This is a genomic window from Autumnicola patrickiae (genome assembly GCF_031846525.1).
Taxonomy (GTDB): Bacteria; Bacteroidota; Bacteroidia; order Flavobacteriales; family Flavobacteriaceae; genus Autumnicola; species Autumnicola patrickiae.
In genome coordinates this window covers 100,255-116,642 of sequence record NZ_JAVRHM010000008.1, presented here as the reverse complement: position 1 = coordinate 116,642, position 16,388 = coordinate 100,255, and the positions used below count along the sequence as shown (strand labels likewise).

The 16,388-nt window shown below is 37.3% G+C and carries 10 protein-coding genes; 9 read left to right on the top strand and 1 reads right to left on the bottom strand.

What is annotated here, in order from left to right:
- Positions 1-2: 2 nt before the first annotated feature.
- Positions 3-3,641 (bottom strand): CheR family methyltransferase, encoded by a 3,639-nt coding sequence (locus tag RM549_RS08700; protein WP_311683812.1) that lies wholly within the window; start codon positions 3,639-3,641, stop codon positions 3-5.
- A gap of 748 nt (positions 3,642-4,389) precedes the next feature.
- On the opposite strand from RM549_RS08700, the gene proC reads away from it, so the two are divergent.
- The 9 genes from proC to RM549_RS08655 all read left to right on the top strand — a co-directional run bounded on the left by proC (position 4,390) and on the right by RM549_RS08655 (position 16,137).
- Complete coding sequence (gene proC / locus RM549_RS08695) at positions 4,390-5,199, top strand: pyrroline-5-carboxylate reductase (protein WP_311683810.1); 810 nt, start codon at positions 4,390-4,392, stop codon at positions 5,197-5,199.
- 28 nt (positions 5,200-5,227) lie between these two features.
- Complete coding sequence (proB, locus tag RM549_RS08690) at positions 5,228-5,998, top strand: glutamate 5-kinase (protein ID WP_311683808.1); 771 nt, start codon at positions 5,228-5,230, stop codon at positions 5,996-5,998.
- 30 nt (positions 5,999-6,028) lie between these two features.
- Positions 6,029-7,228 (top strand): glutamate-5-semialdehyde dehydrogenase, encoded by a 1,200-nt coding sequence (locus RM549_RS08685; protein WP_311683806.1) that lies wholly within the window; start codon positions 6,029-6,031, stop codon positions 7,226-7,228.
- A gap of 478 nt (positions 7,229-7,706) precedes the next feature.
- Positions 7,707-9,578: a M61 family metallopeptidase gene (locus RM549_RS08680; RefSeq protein WP_311683804.1), complete on the top strand. Its 1,872-nt coding sequence runs from the start codon at positions 7,707-7,709 to the stop codon at positions 9,576-9,578.
- Positions 9,579-9,699: 121 nt separating this feature from the next.
- Positions 9,700-11,700 carry a cation:proton antiporter domain-containing protein gene (locus RM549_RS08675; RefSeq protein ID WP_311683802.1) on the top strand — a complete coding sequence of 667 codons (2,001 nt, stop codon included), beginning with the start codon at positions 9,700-9,702 and terminating at the stop codon, positions 11,698-11,700.
- Between the two features lie 111 nt (positions 11,701-11,811).
- A complete protein-coding gene (locus RM549_RS08670; protein WP_311683800.1) occupies positions 11,812-13,476 on the top strand; it encodes an ABC1 kinase family protein in 1,665 nt (554 codons plus the stop codon).
- Between the two features lie 81 nt (positions 13,477-13,557).
- The gene (locus RM549_RS08665; RefSeq protein WP_311683798.1) at positions 13,558-15,042 is read left to right on the top strand and encodes a S10 family peptidase; all 1,485 of its coding nucleotides are present in this window, start codon (positions 13,558-13,560) and stop codon (positions 15,040-15,042) included.
- Positions 15,043-15,102: 60 nt separating this feature from the next.
- Positions 15,103-15,603, top strand: coding sequence for a hypothetical protein (locus RM549_RS08660; RefSeq protein WP_311683796.1), 501 nt, complete (start codon positions 15,103-15,105; stop codon positions 15,601-15,603).
- A gap of 138 nt (positions 15,604-15,741) precedes the next feature.
- Positions 15,742-16,137, top strand: a complete 396-nt coding sequence (locus RM549_RS08655) for a lipocalin family protein (RefSeq protein ID WP_311683794.1) — start codon at positions 15,742-15,744, stop codon at positions 16,135-16,137.
- Positions 16,138-16,388: the final 251 nt, after the last annotated feature.

Sequence of the window (16,388 nt, the reverse complement as noted above, 5' to 3'; positions counted from 1 at the left end):
TATTATCTTCTTTTGATTTTGAAGTAGAAAGTGCTTCCTACACCAGGTTGTGAATCGAGCCAGAGTGTACCTTCATGCAGCAATACTATCTTTTCTACATGGGCAAGCCCTACACCTGTTCCTTCATATTTTTCTTCTGTAGGAATACGGTTAAAGATAGTGAAAATCCCCTTCTGATCTTCTTCAGAAATTCCTATACCGTTATCCATTACAGCAAAGACCCAATATTCACCTTCCTGATATGATGAAATCCTGATTTCTGGATCGCGGTCTTTTGCTTTATATTTTAAGGCATTGCTTAACAGATTCTGGAAAAGTAATCTCAATTCTACCTCATAAGCCTTTATTTTAGGTAAAGAACCAACGTGCACTTTTGCCCGTGTGTCCCGTATTCTCTTGCCTAAATCGTACTTTACAACTTCAATTACTTCTTTAGTATTAACAAGCGTCTTTTTTGTATTCCTTCCAATCCTGGAGTGATCCAGCAATGCTTTTATTTGATTTGCCAGCCTGTTTGAGGCCTCATCGATATAAGAAAGGTACTCCTTACCTTTATCATCAAGTTTTGAGGCGTAAATTTTTCCTAAGATATCACTACCAAATTTAATTGTAGAAAGAGGTTCCTGTAAATCGTGGGAACAAATGGATACGAATTGCTCAAGATCCCGATTTGCCCTTACCAAATCTGCTTTTTGCTCTTTGAGCTCTTCCTGTACACGTTTTAATTCAGAAATGTCCACACAGGTAAACCTATGGGTAACACCTTTTCCTTCACTATCAACTTCTACAGTAGCATTCATTATTATGGGGATAATCTGCCCAGACACAGTTACCATCTCCTGCTCTACATTTTTTAGCTCACCTTTCTTCCTGAATATTTTATTTAACCTCAAGGCTTCAACCTGATATTCGGTGTCATAAAGTTCAAAAAATGCTTTGCCTATTAAATCATCTTTGGAATTATATCCTAATTTCTCCACAGCTTCTGCATTGCACTGTACAACTTCTGAAGTATTTGGATCTATACTGAAGTGCATAACAGGATCTTCTTCATAAAATGATTTAAACCTTTTCTCACTGGCAATCAATTTCCCGCGTGATTTTTCCAGCATTTCTATGTCTATGAAAGTAATAACCACTCCGCTTATTCTTCCTTCTGTATTTCGATATGCCGAGATTCTCCTCAAATAAGGCTTACCCTCTTTGGAAATAATTTGCTTTTCAAGTGTTTTTCCACTTTGTAAAACTCTCTTGCAGCGTTCAAGAAGGTTTGCTTTACCTATATGCCCTACAAAATGCTCTATGGGACGACCCGTGTCTGAATTAAGGAAACTAAAATGATCTTTAATTGAAGGAGTAAATTTTCTTATCCTTAACTCCTCATCAAGAAAAATTGTACCTATCTGGGTGCTTTCCAGAAGGTTATTCATATCTGCATTTAAAGCTGCGAGATCGTCCATTTTCTGAACGTTTTCGGCATTTACAGTATTAATTTCTTCATTTACGCTTTGTAACTCTTCATTGGTACTTTGCAATTCCTCGTTAGAAGCAAGTAACTCTTCATTTGCTGATTGAAGTTCTTCATTACTCCTCTCAATTTCTTCCAAAGAATGCTGCAAGTCTTCTTTAGTCTTCTTAAGCTCATCTTCCAGCTCTGCAATCTGTCTTTCTGTTCTATTACTAAGGGTTACTTTTTCGACCTCTTTAATCTTAGAATGATCTACTTCCTTCTCAACAAAAGTGAGCACAAAATTTACATCATCATCCAATTGTTCCTTTATAAAAGGTTTTACGATTAAATCGAGAGACTTTGTTTCTCCCTGATGATTATATATGGCATCCCGGTAAATGGTTTTTTTATTCTCTTTTCTGGCCTCCTTAACTGTGGAAAGAAGAATATGTTTAAAGTCTGTGCCAATCATATCCAAAAGATTTATAGAAAAACCATTAACCGGAAGATTAGCATATTTTCTAAACTCTCCTACTGCCTGAAGAATATTGTATTCTGAATCTATAAAAACGCTTGCCCCACCAAACTGTTCCAGAATGGCTTCATTAAGCTCATTTATAAATTTATTTTTCGAATTGTTACCTGATGAAGTATTGGTTTTTCTATTATGTTTAAGCTTCGCCTTATAAACTTTGGCTGTAGATGACCTAAGGGTTTCCACTTGAATTCTACTGCGAGGATTGACATTACGATAAATTTTCCACTTGCGGCTTACATCTTCAAAATATTCCTTGTGGCTTTCTACGCTTTCACTTGTTCCCAAAACCAAATAACCGTCTTCTTTAAGACCGTAGTGTAGTACATTTAATGCTTTTTTCTGAATAAAAGGCTGAAAATAGATAAGTAGATTCCTGCACAATACAAGATCCATCCTACTAAAAGGCGGATTTTTTATTACGTTATGTTTCGAAAAAATCACCATTCTGCGAATTCTCTCCACAACCTGATATCCTTGTGTCCTGCTTACCAAATATTTCTGCACAAGGCGGGGTGCAATATCTGCAATAACACTTTCTGGGTAAACAGCTTTACTTCCAATTTCCAGGTGTTTTTCGGCAATATCTGTAGCAAATATTTTAACCTCAACATCTTTATTCTGTCTTTCAAGCTCCTCACTTATCAGCATTCCCAAAGTGTAAGCTTCTTCTCCTGTACTGCAGGCAACATCCCAAACCTTGAGGATATCCCCGTCCTTCTTTTTGCTAAGGATATCAGGAATTATTTCATCCTCCATAATTTCCCACACCTTTGCATCTCTGAAGAATTTGGTTACTCCAATAAGAAATTCCCGGTATAAGAATTCAACCTCCTCTTGATTGGACGTTAACACCTCATAATATTCTTCCAAAGAATTGCACCTGCATACATTTACACGCCTGGCTACCCTTCTGGCCAGTGTAGAATATTTATACTCACTAAAATCCAGCTGCGTTGTTTGGTTGATAAGATCAAGAATTTTAGAAAGCGAATTTCCATCATATTCAAAATCATCTTCAGAAAAATTTACTACAGTAGGAGCATTGATGAAATTTGCCAATTCTGACCCCATAGCTTGCACAGGTAAAACGTAATCTACAAGACCTGTATTTATGGCGCTCTGCGGCATTCCGTTGAATTTGGCTTCTTCGGGATCCTGCACCATCACCATTCCATTCTTTTCCTTAATTGCTCTAATCCCTCTTGTACCATCACTACCTGTACCGCTTAAAATTACAGCAATTGCCGACTCTTTTTTAAATTTAGAAAGAGACGTTAAAAATATATCTATTGGTAAATTTAACTTTTGATCTTTTGGTTTCTCTAACAGGTGAAGCTTGTCATTTTCAATAACCAGATTATTTACCGGCGGGATCAAATATATCCTTCCGGGAAGTATATCCATCCTATCACTTATTTGTTCAATAGGTAATTTTGCCGTTTTAGACAAAATTTCGCCCATCATGCTCTTGTAGTCCGGCGAAAGATGCTGAATTACTATGTATGTATTATTATCGCCTTCAGAAAGATTTCTGAAAAAATCCTGCAAAGCTTCCAAGCCTCCTGCACTTGCCCCTACGGCAATTATCCTGGAATTCTCAACAGGCGTGTGGGTTTTGGAAATTTGCTTTAGAATATTACCATTTTTTGTCATGTGATGTAGTAGTAGTTCTTTTTAAGAAAAGATATAAAAGATCAAAATTAAAAGTTAACCCCCACAAATAACAGATGATTTCACATAATTATGAGCTTATATCAAACAACATTTGCACCATTTGTGTGTTTGGGTATTCATTATTAACAGAAAAATCTTTAAAAAAATCTAATTTACTACCTCAGTAGATGAGTTTTTGTTAATTACTTCTTAAAAAATTTCTCCGGTTCACTACATTTTATTTGCAAAAGTGTGGAATAAAACCTCTACATGGAGAAATGCGCCACAAGAATTATAATTTGCTGTATCGAAATAAAGTCCAGTTCACCCCCGCCAGGGAAAACAGGTACAAAACAGCAGGAATTCTGCCATTATTGCAGATGTCTGACATAAGTTGAGTTTACACTTCAAAATCCACATTTACATAAAATAAAAAGTACTTAAGGGAGTCTTACTATCCCGTAGCAGGAAAGTCCTGCTCCATCCTTCTTCTTTCTTCTCTTTCGCTAAGGTCTTAAAGTACGTGGGCTAAGCACAATCTAAGTTCATCCTGAAAAAATTAATAGAAGGAATAATTTAGTTTTATTTTATAATCTACTTTTGGGAATTTCCTTCAGATGAACTATCTTATAAATCGCTCATGGTAGAGAAAATTGTAAATTCTGGAATGTTCGCATGATGTTTGAACCATACGGGCAGAATTATTTTTTGAATAAAAGTTGAAAATTAATTAACCAAATAAACAAAAATGAAAGTACTAGTTATCGGAGCAGGAAATATGGGTCTTACTTATGCGGAAGGCATGGCAAAGTCCAGCATGTTAAACCGGAAAAACCTGATGATTTTTGACAAATCAGCAGAGATTTTAACATCCTTAAGCAGTATTGACCATTTTGATGTTTATGACCGCATTGAGGATTGCCTTCCTGAAGCCGACGTAGTTTTTATAGCAGTAAAACCTTACCACTGCGAGGGTCTTTTTGAAGAAATAAAGTCTCATGTAAATGACCAGCAAATATTTGTATCTCTTATGGCAGGTATTACCATTAAAAAGATTCAGGATGGTTTGGGTGTGAAAAAAGTAGTAAGATCTATGCCTAACCTGCCAGCTCAGGTAGGAAAAGGAGTCACTTCTTATACCGAAGCACGGGAAGTCTCCCGGGTAGAGCTTTTAATGATTAGAAATCTTCTCGACACCACAGGAGAATCCATAAAGGTAAAAAATGAAAACTTTATAGATGCTTCCACAGGTATTTCCGGTAGTGGACCGGCTTATGTATTTTACTTTATGCAATCTATGCTGGAAGCCGCTTTAAAAATGGGCTTTTCGCAGCACGATTCAAAAATTCTTGTAAGTCAGACGTTTGAAGGAGCTGTAGAGCTATTCAATCAGTCAGATCTTTCTCCAAATACCTGGATGGAAAGAGTAGCTTCCAAAGGAGGTACCACCAGGGCTGCATTAGATTCTATGGAAGATAACAATGTAAAAGAACTCATCAAAGATGCCGCTTATGCCGCCTTTGACAGAGCAGTAGAACTTGGAAAAGAAGAAGCATAATTTAATTATTATCTGTAAAATCGATAAAATGGATAAGAAAAGAATAGTTGTAAAGGTCGGAACAAATGTAATGACCAATAAAGATAATAGAATAGTTGGCCCGGTACTTAAAAACCTGGTAAGGCAAATTGCCACATTATATGAGCAGGACATTCATGTAGTACTCGTATCTTCTGGATCTGCCATTGCAGGTAAAGAAATCCTGGGAGAAATAAACATTACAGATGCCTCAAAAAGAAGGCAGGTATTCTCTTCAGTAGGGCAACCACGTATGATGCGTCATTATTATAGCATTTTCCATGACTACGGAATGCGCTGCGCCCAGGTTCTTGCTACAAAAAGGGACTTTAGTCCGGGAATTCACAGGGAAAACATGATTAATTGTTACGAATCTCTTTTATCTGAAGGAATAATTCCTATTGCGAATGAAGATGATGCGGTTTCAGTAACCATGTCTATGTTTTCAGATAATGACGAACTGGCAAGTCTGGTAGCAGAACTAATTGGTGCCGACTCGCTGATAATTCTAAGTGACACCGACGGACTTTACACAGGCCATCCAGATGACGAAGATTCAGAAAAACTGAATAAAGTTCAGGTTGACCAAAACGTCGAAAAATACGTACAGGAATCCGGAAAAGGTGAAGGCGAAGGCCGTGGCGGTATGGAGTCCAAAATTAAAATCGCAAAAAGTACTGCTTCCAAAAATATTACCACTTATATCGCAAACGGGAAGAATGAAAATGTCATATTAGACATTATGGACGGTAAGCCCGTAGGTACAAAGTTTACCGCATAAAAAATTAAGTAGAATTAAAAAAATATAGCAATGATATTATTAGACACAAAAACAAAGAACAATGTCTTGAAATCGATGATAAAGATCCTGGACAAAAGACGTGAAGAAATAGTTGCTGCAAATCAAACTGACCTTATCGAATTCGGGGAGACCGAAGGAGCCATGTACGACAGGCTTATTGTAAACAACAAAAAAGTTGACGGCATGATCCAGTCTGTTAAAGAAGTAATGGAACAGGACGATCCCGTAGGCAAGACAATCGAGCATAGAAAACTGGATAGCGGACTGGCAATTACCAACAAAACCGCTCCTTTTGGAAACATCATGATTATTTACGAATCCAGACCAGATGTAACCATAGAAGCAGCTGTACTTGCCTTTAAAGCAAATAATAAAATTTACCTTAAAGGTGGTAAAGAAGCTATCCATAGTAACAAAATTCTTGAGGAGTGCTGGCACCAGGCACTTCTGGAAAACGATCTGGACACCAGTTGGATCCAATTGCTGCATTTAAACCGACAGGAAACTCAGGAATTCCTTAAAAATCCACCGGAAAAATTAGACCTTATCGTGCCTCGTGGTGGCGAAAGATTAATTGCTTTTGTAAAAGAACACGCGACAGGTGCGGTGCTTGTTAGCGGCCGTGGAAATAACTTCCTTTATGTTTCTGAAAATGCCGATTTTGAAATTGCCAAGAAAGTGATGTTAAACGCTAAAATCGATAAGATTTCAGGTTGTAATGCACTTGATAAAGTTTTAGTAAGCCGGAACCTTCCGGATTATGAAAATAAACTGCGTGAACTTCAGCAAATGTTCAGGGAAAACGGCGTAAAAATTCTTGTAGACGAAGAGATTCATAAAGTACTTAACGATGAAGATAAAATTCCTTCAGAAAATGTGTGGTACGAAGAATTTTTGGCAATGAAAGTTGTGATTGGTAGTGCTGCCCAATTGGATGCGGCAATTGATACGATCAACAAATACTCAGGAGGTCATTCTGCTTCAATAATTACTACAGATGAAGTTGAAGCCCTTAAATTTATGGAACAGGTAGACAGTGCAGCCGTTTATCATAACGCTTCCACCAGGTTTACCGATGGCGGTGCGATGGGTGTTGGTGCCGAGCTGGCAATTAGTACAGATAAACTGCACCACAGGGGACCATTAGGTCTTAAACAACTGGTTACCAACAAATATTATGTATTGGGAGAAGGCCATATTCGAGCTTAATCTGATTCAAATATATTTTTCTGAAAAAGAGGTTGTCCTATGGGCAGCCTCTTTTTTTATGCTAAATCTGAAAGGATCTTTATTTTAGGTGCATGTCTGAAAATGGCAATTATCGACTTACTGAATTTGAAGCTGCAGTAATTTTGCGCATGACAGGTCTAAAACGACCTTGTATGTACTGCTTTTATATATATAATCTCAAAAAAGGCAAATTTCGACGTGATGGAGTAATTCATGTCACGGATCTGCAAATTGTTTTATAGATAAATCTAAATTTTTTTTCAAAAGAAGTAGGTATAAAATGAATATTATCGGCTTTCATTTTTCAGGAGAAGTACAAACCAGTGTTTCTTAAGTAATTCAGTAGTTATTTTCATATTAACAAGGTGTTAACAGAGTGAAGTTGTTTTAAATGCAGTTGAGATTCGTAACTTTCCGCAGAAAATTCAGTATGATTAAAACAAAACCACATTTTAGAATGAAAAAATTCATTTATGCACTGGCAATGTCATTTGCCATTTTTGGGTGTAAAACCACTCAGAATACAGTTACTGAAGAACAACCCATCATCACCAAACTCGATCTTGTGAATGTTCAGGATGACCGGGTAATGGTGAGTATCGATCCCGCAGAATTTACTACGGAAACCACTACGTTTTACATTCCTAAGACCGTACCAGGCACCTACTCTACTTCCAACTACGGGAAATATTCCGAAGATTTCAAAGCCTACGATTATAAAGGGAATGAACTGGAAATTGTGCAGCTTGATGAAAACAGCTGGAGCATTCCCGATGCCAAAAACCTGGATAAAATCACGTATTGGGTAAATGATACGTTTGATGTGCAGGGAGAAGGCGGAATTTATTCTATGGCCGGAACAAATATTCTTGAAGACCAGAATTTCCTGCTCAACCTGCACGGATTTGTAGGCTACTTCGAAAATATGCAGGAGAAAAAATATCGTGTTGAAATTAAAAGGCCTTCTGACCTTATCGCCGGAAGTGCACTTGAGATTGATCAAACGGTTACTACAGAAGGTGATAATGCAAAAACCGATATTTACAACCTAAACCGATATTTTGAAGTTACCGATAATCCAATTATGTATGCAGAGCCGGATACCGTGAGCTTCAACATCCAGGGAATGGAGGTTTTATTGAACGTTTATTCTCCAAATGATAAATTTTCAGCAGAAACTTTTGCTCCTGCCATGAGGAAAATGATCACGGCACAAAAGAACTTTTTGGGTGACATAGATAACACAGATAAATATGCGATTCTGCTTTACTTATCCGCAACTCCGGGACAAAATGATGCGGGTAATTTTGGAGCTTTAGAACATCATACTTCTACCGTTGTAGTTATGCCTGAAATTATGGAAGAGGAAGCTTTAAATGAAAGTCTTACTGATATAGTTTCACATGAGTTCTTCCATATAATCACTCCGCTGGGTGTGCATTCTCAGGAAATACATTACTTCGATTACAACGATCCAAAAATGTCGCAGCATCTTTGGATGTACGAAGGAGTTACAGAATATTTCGCGAATCTTTTTCAGGTGAACCAGGGATTAATAACCAATCAGGAATATTACGATAGAATTAATGAGAAAATTGAAGCGGCCAAGCGTTACGATGATACTATGTCCTTTACCGTAATGAGTGAAAATATTCTTGAGGAAGAGTATCAGAACAACTACGCAAATGTTTATCAAAAAGGAGCCTTAATAGGAATGGCTTTGGATATTCGTTTAAGAGAACTTAGCGGCGGAAGTATGGGCGTTCTTGACCTTATGAAAGAACTTACACAAAAATACGGTAAGGACAAGCCTTTTAATGATGATGAGCTAATATCTGATATAGTTGAACTTACTTATCCTGAAATCCAAAAGTTCTTTGATACTTACGTAATAGGAACCACTCCAATTCCATATTCGGAATTTTTCGGAAAAGTAGGTCTGACTATAAGAGAAGGTGAAGTTTCTGTTGGATACTTTTTACAAAATCAAACAACACCTTATATTACTGTAGATCCCCAGGGAAGTATTTTGGTAAGAAATGATGTGGAATTGAATTCTTTTCTTCAGGAATTAGAACTTGAAGGTGGTGATAGAATTGTGGATATTAATGGAACAAAATATACCCGAGATAACATTTATGATCTTATAACGGCTTCTCAAAATTGGAAAGAGGGAGATCCAATTACAATGACTATTACCAGAAATGGTGAAGAAGTAGTTGTAGAATCGACTATTGTTGAACCAACTGCGCCTGGTATGCGATTAGTAGAAATGCAAAACGCTGATAGCGAACAGGTAGAACTTAGATATGCCTGGTTGAAATCTTAGATGTTCATTATTTAAACAAGTTAAAAAGCGGTGGTAGATACTACCGCTTTTTTTATTTTATTTCGGGCAAATCTCCTAAATTGAATTTTCAAATAAATTTGCTAAAACTACTTATTGCTGCATGGAAATTCCTATTCTACAGGATATTGTCGTAATCCTTGGATTATCAATCCTAATTATCCTCGCGTTTCAAAAAATAAAAGTTCCTTCTATCCTGGGATTTTTACTTGCAGGAATTATTGCAGGGCCCCATGCCTTTAATCTTATAAGCTCCCAACACGAGGTAGAATTACTTTCGGAAATTGGTATTATTTTTCTGCTGTTTGTCATTGGAATTGAGCTTTCGTTGAAAGGATTGGCATCCATAAAAAATACAATTATTTTTGGAGGTGGTCTCCAGGTTGGTGGCACAATTCTAATAACAACACTGGTCGCTACTTTTTTAGGACTTCCGCTAAATACATCCATCTTCCTAGGATTTCTTTTCTCATTAAGTAGTACTGCAATTGTTCTAAAGCTTCTTCAGGAAAAAGGTGAAATGACTGCTCCACACGGCAGGATTGGTGTGGCCATTCTTATTTTTCAGGATATTATTGTTGTTCCCATGATGCTCTTTACACCGTTATTGGCGGGTAAATCTGACAATATTTTGCTGACAATTGGTATTCTTACCGCCAAAGTGATTTTAGTAGGAATTGTAATTATTCTTCTGGCTAAATATGTAGTACCAAAAGTTTTTGAATGGGTGGTAAAAACTAAAAATCAGGAATTATTTATTCTTACGGTCGTAGTTTTTTGTTTTGGGATTGCCTGGTTAACCTCCTCTGTCGGACTTTCTCTGGCCCTCGGTGCGTTCTTTGCCGGATTGATTATATCCGAATCTGATTACAGCCACCAGGCTACTGCTAATGTGCTCCCTTTCAGAGAAATATTTATCAGTTTTTTCTTTATTTCAGTTGGAACGCTGCTAAATCTAAACTTCTTTTTTAGCAATATAGTTTACATTTTACTACTTGTTGTTGCCGTTATCCTGCTTAAAATGGTTGTAGTAGGATTGACTACGCTTATTTTAAAATATAAGCCACGAACTATCTTTATGACGCTTTTTAGCCTGTTTCAGGTTGGTGAATTTTCGCTTCTGCTTTCCGGAGTTGGATTGGAGAACGGATTGATTCCGGAGAATATTTATCAGTATTTTCTCGCTATTTCAATTATAAGTATGGGCTTAACACCATTCCTTATTTCCTATTCTTCCAGGATCACCTATGCTATTCTTAAAGCACCAATCCCTTCCGCAGTAAGAAAACGGCTCAATAATATTAAGAAATCTGCTGATACGGAAGAATTTTCTGAAGAAAACCTGCACGATCACCTTGTGATTATAGGTTATGGAATTAATGGCGGGAATATTGGAAAGGCTGCCAGAAATGCCAATATTCCGTATGTAATTGTAGATATGGATCCAGATTCTTTCAATAAAGCCAAGGCCAAGGGAGAACCTGTGGTCTTTGGGGATGCAACAAATCCTACTATTTTAGAACATATTCATGTTCAGGAAGCGCGTGTGGTGGTAATTGCCATTTCAGATCCTGCTGCCACTCATAAAATTATTAGCAGTATCCGTTTATTTACCCAAACGGCTTTTATAATTGTTCGAACCCGTTATGTTAGCGAAATTGAAGAAAGTATCCGCCTTGGGGCAGATGAAGTAATTCCTGAAGAATTTGAAACTTCAATAGAAATTTTCACCCGGGTCTTGAAAAAATATTTGGTCCCTTTTGATGAAATTCAGGATTTTACAGACAGCATCCGTTCTTCAGATTATGCGATGCTTACATCTCTTAAAGGCAAACCCCATAACCCTAACTTACAGCATCTTAATATTCCGAATAAAGAAATAGCAACTCTTAGCGTTAGGCGGAACAATAAGAAAATTGTTGGTAAGACCATTAAAGAATCTGGAATGGGAAAAAATTACAGGGTGACTGTGCTGGCTATAAAAAGGGAGAATGATTATCTCACAGAAATTTCCCCCAATACTATTATTATGCAGGATGACCTTCTTTATCTTTTTGGAAATCCATCTAATATTAATCATATTAATAAAATCCTTTCCTTATAACCTGGAATCGTTAAATATTTCTCATTCTCTTGCTGATTAAGGCAAAGCCTTGTAATTTGTGAATTGTTTAAGCTAAGTCATATTATAGCCTCATTAACCTAATTGAAGTGTATGTCTGTTCTACCTGATAGTCTGGATCGTTACCGGAAGTTTATTAGCTTTATGCTGAAGTACTGGCAAAGCGACCTTTTACAAAAAACGGCTTCCAATGCGATGGAGGAAGACGAAGAAAACAAGGATTATGATTTTGAGCAGACCCCGGAAGAATTAGTAGAAGATCTCAAAAACATGGGACCAACTTATGTAAAACTTGGTCAGCTACTTTCTACACGGCCAGATTTATTACCCGATGCCTATTTAAAAGAACTCGCTACACTTCAGGATGATGTAGCTCCAATTCCCTATGAAGAAGTTCACAAAATTGTAGAAGAAGAAATTGGCACCCGTATTTCAAAAGCTTTTGACACATTTGATGAAAAACCGCTTGCCAGTGCCTCTATAGGTCAGGTACATTATGCGACCTTAAGATCTAGGCAGCCTGTAGCAGTGAAAATACAGCGACCGGGAATTAAAAAGAAGTTTCTCGAAGATCTCGATACATTAAAAGAAATTGCCGATCTGGCCGTAAGACATACCAAAACCGCCAGAAAATATTCTTTTGATCACGTTCTGGAAGAATTAAGCAGGATTGTACTTTACGAACTGGATTATTACAGGGAAGCACAAAATCTAAAAACTTTAGGTCGTAATTTAAGTGAGTTTCCAGATTTAATTGTTCCTCAACCAATTGATGATTACTGTACCGGGAAGGTGCTTACGATGGAATATATTCAAGGGAAAAAAATAACTTCCCTCTCTCCATTAAAGCAATTGGAGGTAGATTATAGCCCTCTCGTGGATCAGCTTGTGGAGGCCTATCTTAAGCAAATCATTAATGATGGTTTTGTTCATGCAGATCCTCACCCGGGGAATATTCAGTTTACTCCAGACGCAAAGATTGCTTTAATTGATCTTGGAATGGTGGCAAGGTTTACTCCACAAATGCAGGAGAATATTTTACAGCTACTCATTGCCATTAGTAATACTAACGGTGCAGAAACTGCCAATGTACTTATTGGAATGAGTGAATATGATGAAGAAACCGATCTGCGATCATTCCGCAAAGCCATAACTAATATTATTATGGAAAGCGATCACAGCACAGCAAAGGATCTCCAAACTGGCCGGCTCGTCATTCATCTTAATCGGCTTTCGGCCGAGTCTGGAATTCAAATTCCTGTAGAACTCAATATTCTGGGAAAAATCCTTTTGAATATGGATCAGATTGTCGCTGTTTTGGATCCCGACTTTGATTTAAGAGAGGCTATCAAAAGGCACGTAACCAAGATTATGCAAACCAAAGTTTACGAAGAACTGAAGCCGGAGAACTTCTTTACAATGCTTTTGCAGTCGAAAAAATTAGCTGAACATGCACCCGAAAGACTTAATAAAATTTCCGAGAACCTGGCGAATAATAATTTCAAAATAAAAATCGAAGCTATTGACGAAAAGCGGGTAACCGATGGATTTCAGAAAGTGGCCAACAGGATTACATTGGGATTAATAATTGCGGCTATGATTGTAGGTGCGGCGATGTTAATGCAGGTTCCCTCAAATTTTATGATCTTAGGATATCCCGGCCTGGCGATGTTGTTCTTTCTTCTAGCTGCTTTAGGCGGGATGTACATATCATATATCATCATCTTTAAAGATGAAAACTTAAATAATAAAGACTAGTCCTTTTAAGGAGCTAAGTATTCTTTTGCAGGTTTTCATAATTAGAAGTAATTTTCAGGTTTTATAATTATAACTCCTAAAATGAAATTTACCTCTACCCTCTTTTTACTCCTTGTAACCTTAAGTTGTTTTGCGCAAAAAGTTGAGATTCCTGTAGATACTACGGTGGTTACAAATCATTCAGTTACAATTAATGGTGAAAACATCAACTATTCTGCAACTACAGGATTCCAGCCAGTATGGAACGAAACGGGAGAACCAATAGCAAGTCTTTATTACACCTATTACCAAAGAAGTGGAATTAAAAACCAGGAAAATCGGCCATTAGTAGTTTCATTTAATGGCGGACCGGGCTCTGCTTCCGTCTGGATGCATATTGCGTATACCGGACCCAGAATTTTAAAAATAGACGATGAAGGTTTTCCTGTTCAGCCATATGGCATCAAAGAAAATCCGCACTCTATTCTAGATGTTGCTGATATTGTATACGTAAATCCTGTAAATACGGGTTATTCCAGGCCAATTCCCGATGAAGGTGGTAATGTGGAGCGTGATATGTTTTTTGGGGTAAATGCAGATATTTCTTATCTCGCTGAATGGTTAAACACATTTGTAACAAGAAATAACCGATGGTTGTCGCCAAAGTACCTGATTGGAGAAAGTTATGGAACCACAAGGGTTTCCGGACTTGCACTGGAACTTCAAAACAGCCAGTGGATGTATTTAAACGGTGTGATCCTGGTTTCTCCAACGGAATTGGGAATAGAGCGTGAAGGACCTGTAGAAGTTGCAAATCGATTACCATATTTTGCAGCAACTGCCTGGTATCACAAGGTTTTGCCTCCGGAATTGCAGAACAAAGATCTCGACGAACTTTTAGAAGAAGTGGAAGCATATACAATTACTGAAGTACTTCCCGTTCTTGTAAAAGGAGGTTTTGCTGAAGAAGCCGAACGGGAAGAGATTGCCGAAAGAATGGCTTATTACTCCGGAGTTTCCAAAAAAGTATTTCTTCAGAATAATCTTGAAGTTCCAATTAGAAGTTTTTGGAAAGAATTGCTTCGGGATAAAAGCGGTTATACTGTGGGGAGACTGGATTCCCGGTATTTGGGGCTCGATGCAAAAGATGCCGGTGATTCGCCCGACTATAATGCTGAACTTACTTCCTGGTTACACTCCTTTACCCCGGCAATAAATTACTATTTGCGCGAAGAGCTGAATTTTAAAACCGATCTGAAATACTTTATGTTTGGGCCGGTTCATCCTTGGGACAGGACAGGAAACAATTCCGGTGAGAATCTGAGGCAGGCCATGGCCCAAAATCCGAATCTGGATGTTCTTATTCAATCTGGATATTTTGATGGAGCCACGACCTATTTTAACGCAAAATATTCTATGTGGCAGCTGGACCAGAGCGGAAAGATGAAAGACCGGCTAAGCTTTAAGGGATATCGCAGCGGACATATGATGTACTTACGGAATGAAGATTTGAGGAATGCCAATGATGATATTCGGGAGTTTATTCAGAAAACGCTTCCGAAAGAAGGAGAATCTGCAAAGTATTAAATTTTTGACGCAACCTTTTCAGGTTTATAGCATCTATAAGAAAACAACCAAGCCTTAATTATGAAAAGATTGCTTAGCCTTATTGTAATTTTTACTCTGATTTCCTGCTCAAGTGACGACGAAAACATTTCAAATGAAAAAAATCTTCTGGGAGTTTGGGAAAACACCTATGAAATAAATAATGAAGATTATCCCGACCTGGAAGAAGGAAATTATGAATATGTACTGCAGTACGAATTTTTAAGTGATAAAACTTTTGAAAGTTATACTTTTTTAAGAAACACCAGTACCAATACCATTGAAGGTTATCATGTGCAAACGAAAGGAAGTTTTACTACGGAAGGCGATCGCATGTCTTTAATTTTTGACCAATGGAATTCTAACATTGAGTCTACACAATTTGTAAGTCTTGATGAGTTAATTCTAATTCAGGAAGATGGGGAATCGAGCTTCGATTATTCTGTAAATCAGGAAGAATTAGTATTCAATTTTGATCCTTGTGGACCTTTAGAAAGCTGTTTGGCTGACATAACTTTTGAGCGTGATGCTGAAGTTCAATAACATAGAATATTGTGCTGTTCGTATAAAATCTACCTCAAAAAATGGCAATTATCGATCTGATAATAAATCTCAGAAGATTTTAAAACCAGTGAGTACTGGTTTGGTCTTTTCAGAAAAACTTCAGTTAAAGCTATGATAATGAAGAAGCTACTTTTTTTATCTCTTTTCCTTTCCTTGGTTATCATAATGCTAAGTTGTGAAAAAGATGACGAAGTGAATGAAAGAGACTTAATAGGAGTACAATGGATTGAATCCTATGAGGAAAATCCGTCAGAAGAAATTGAAATTTACAGATCTGAAAGGTTCAATGCTTTTCCAACAAGTAGGTACAGGCAAATGTTTTACTTTGAGAGTAATAATGTATGTGAATATAGCGTCTTAGCTCCAAATGATGCTCACTACACGGCGAGAGGTACGTGGGAATATGATGAGGATACGGATATTCTTAAAATTTACAATTCAGGAGCAGAAGAAATATACGAATTCGAAGTAGTTGAAGTAACTAATGACGTCTTAACCTTGAAAACAAATTAGCTAAAGCTCAATTAGGTCTTCAAAGCGATCGTCCACGTGTTCCATTCACCCAATTTGCTTTAGGTAATCCACTTTCGGAAAGTTTTTTGATACCTGATTGATCTATTTATCCTTAAAAAGTCTAAGCCCAAATTTGCCAATTATCGACATACTGTTTTGGAAGTGGTTCTAACCCATGTCTTTAAAATAAACCCCACAGGTTCCGATAACCTTACTGGCTAAAACCTGTGGGGTATGGCTTTTACTTCTAA

What these genes read in the sequence shown, in the direction of transcription:
- RM549_RS08700 (WP_311683812.1), bottom strand. Translation starts at nt 3,641, where the DNA reads ATGACAAAAAATGGTAATATTCTAAAGCAAATTTCCAAAACCCACACG.
- proC (WP_311683810.1), top strand. Translation starts at nt 4,390, where the DNA reads ATGAAAGTACTAGTTATCGGAGCAGGAAATATGGGTCTTACTTATGCG.
- proB (WP_311683808.1), top strand. Translation starts at nt 5,228, where the DNA reads ATGGATAAGAAAAGAATAGTTGTAAAGGTCGGAACAAATGTAATGACC.
- RM549_RS08685 (WP_311683806.1), top strand. Translation starts at nt 6,029, where the DNA reads ATGATATTATTAGACACAAAAACAAAGAACAATGTCTTGAAATCGATG.
- RM549_RS08680 (WP_311683804.1), top strand. Translation starts at nt 7,707, where the DNA reads ATGAAAAAATTCATTTATGCACTGGCAATGTCATTTGCCATTTTTGGG.
- RM549_RS08675 (WP_311683802.1), top strand. Translation starts at nt 9,700, where the DNA reads ATGGAAATTCCTATTCTACAGGATATTGTCGTAATCCTTGGATTATCA.
- RM549_RS08670 (WP_311683800.1), top strand. Translation starts at nt 11,812, where the DNA reads ATGTCTGTTCTACCTGATAGTCTGGATCGTTACCGGAAGTTTATTAGC.
- RM549_RS08665 (WP_311683798.1), top strand. Translation starts at nt 13,558, where the DNA reads ATGAAATTTACCTCTACCCTCTTTTTACTCCTTGTAACCTTAAGTTGT.
- RM549_RS08660 (WP_311683796.1), top strand. Translation starts at nt 15,103, where the DNA reads ATGAAAAGATTGCTTAGCCTTATTGTAATTTTTACTCTGATTTCCTGC.
- RM549_RS08655 (WP_311683794.1), top strand. Translation starts at nt 15,742, where the DNA reads ATGAAGAAGCTACTTTTTTTATCTCTTTTCCTTTCCTTGGTTATCATA.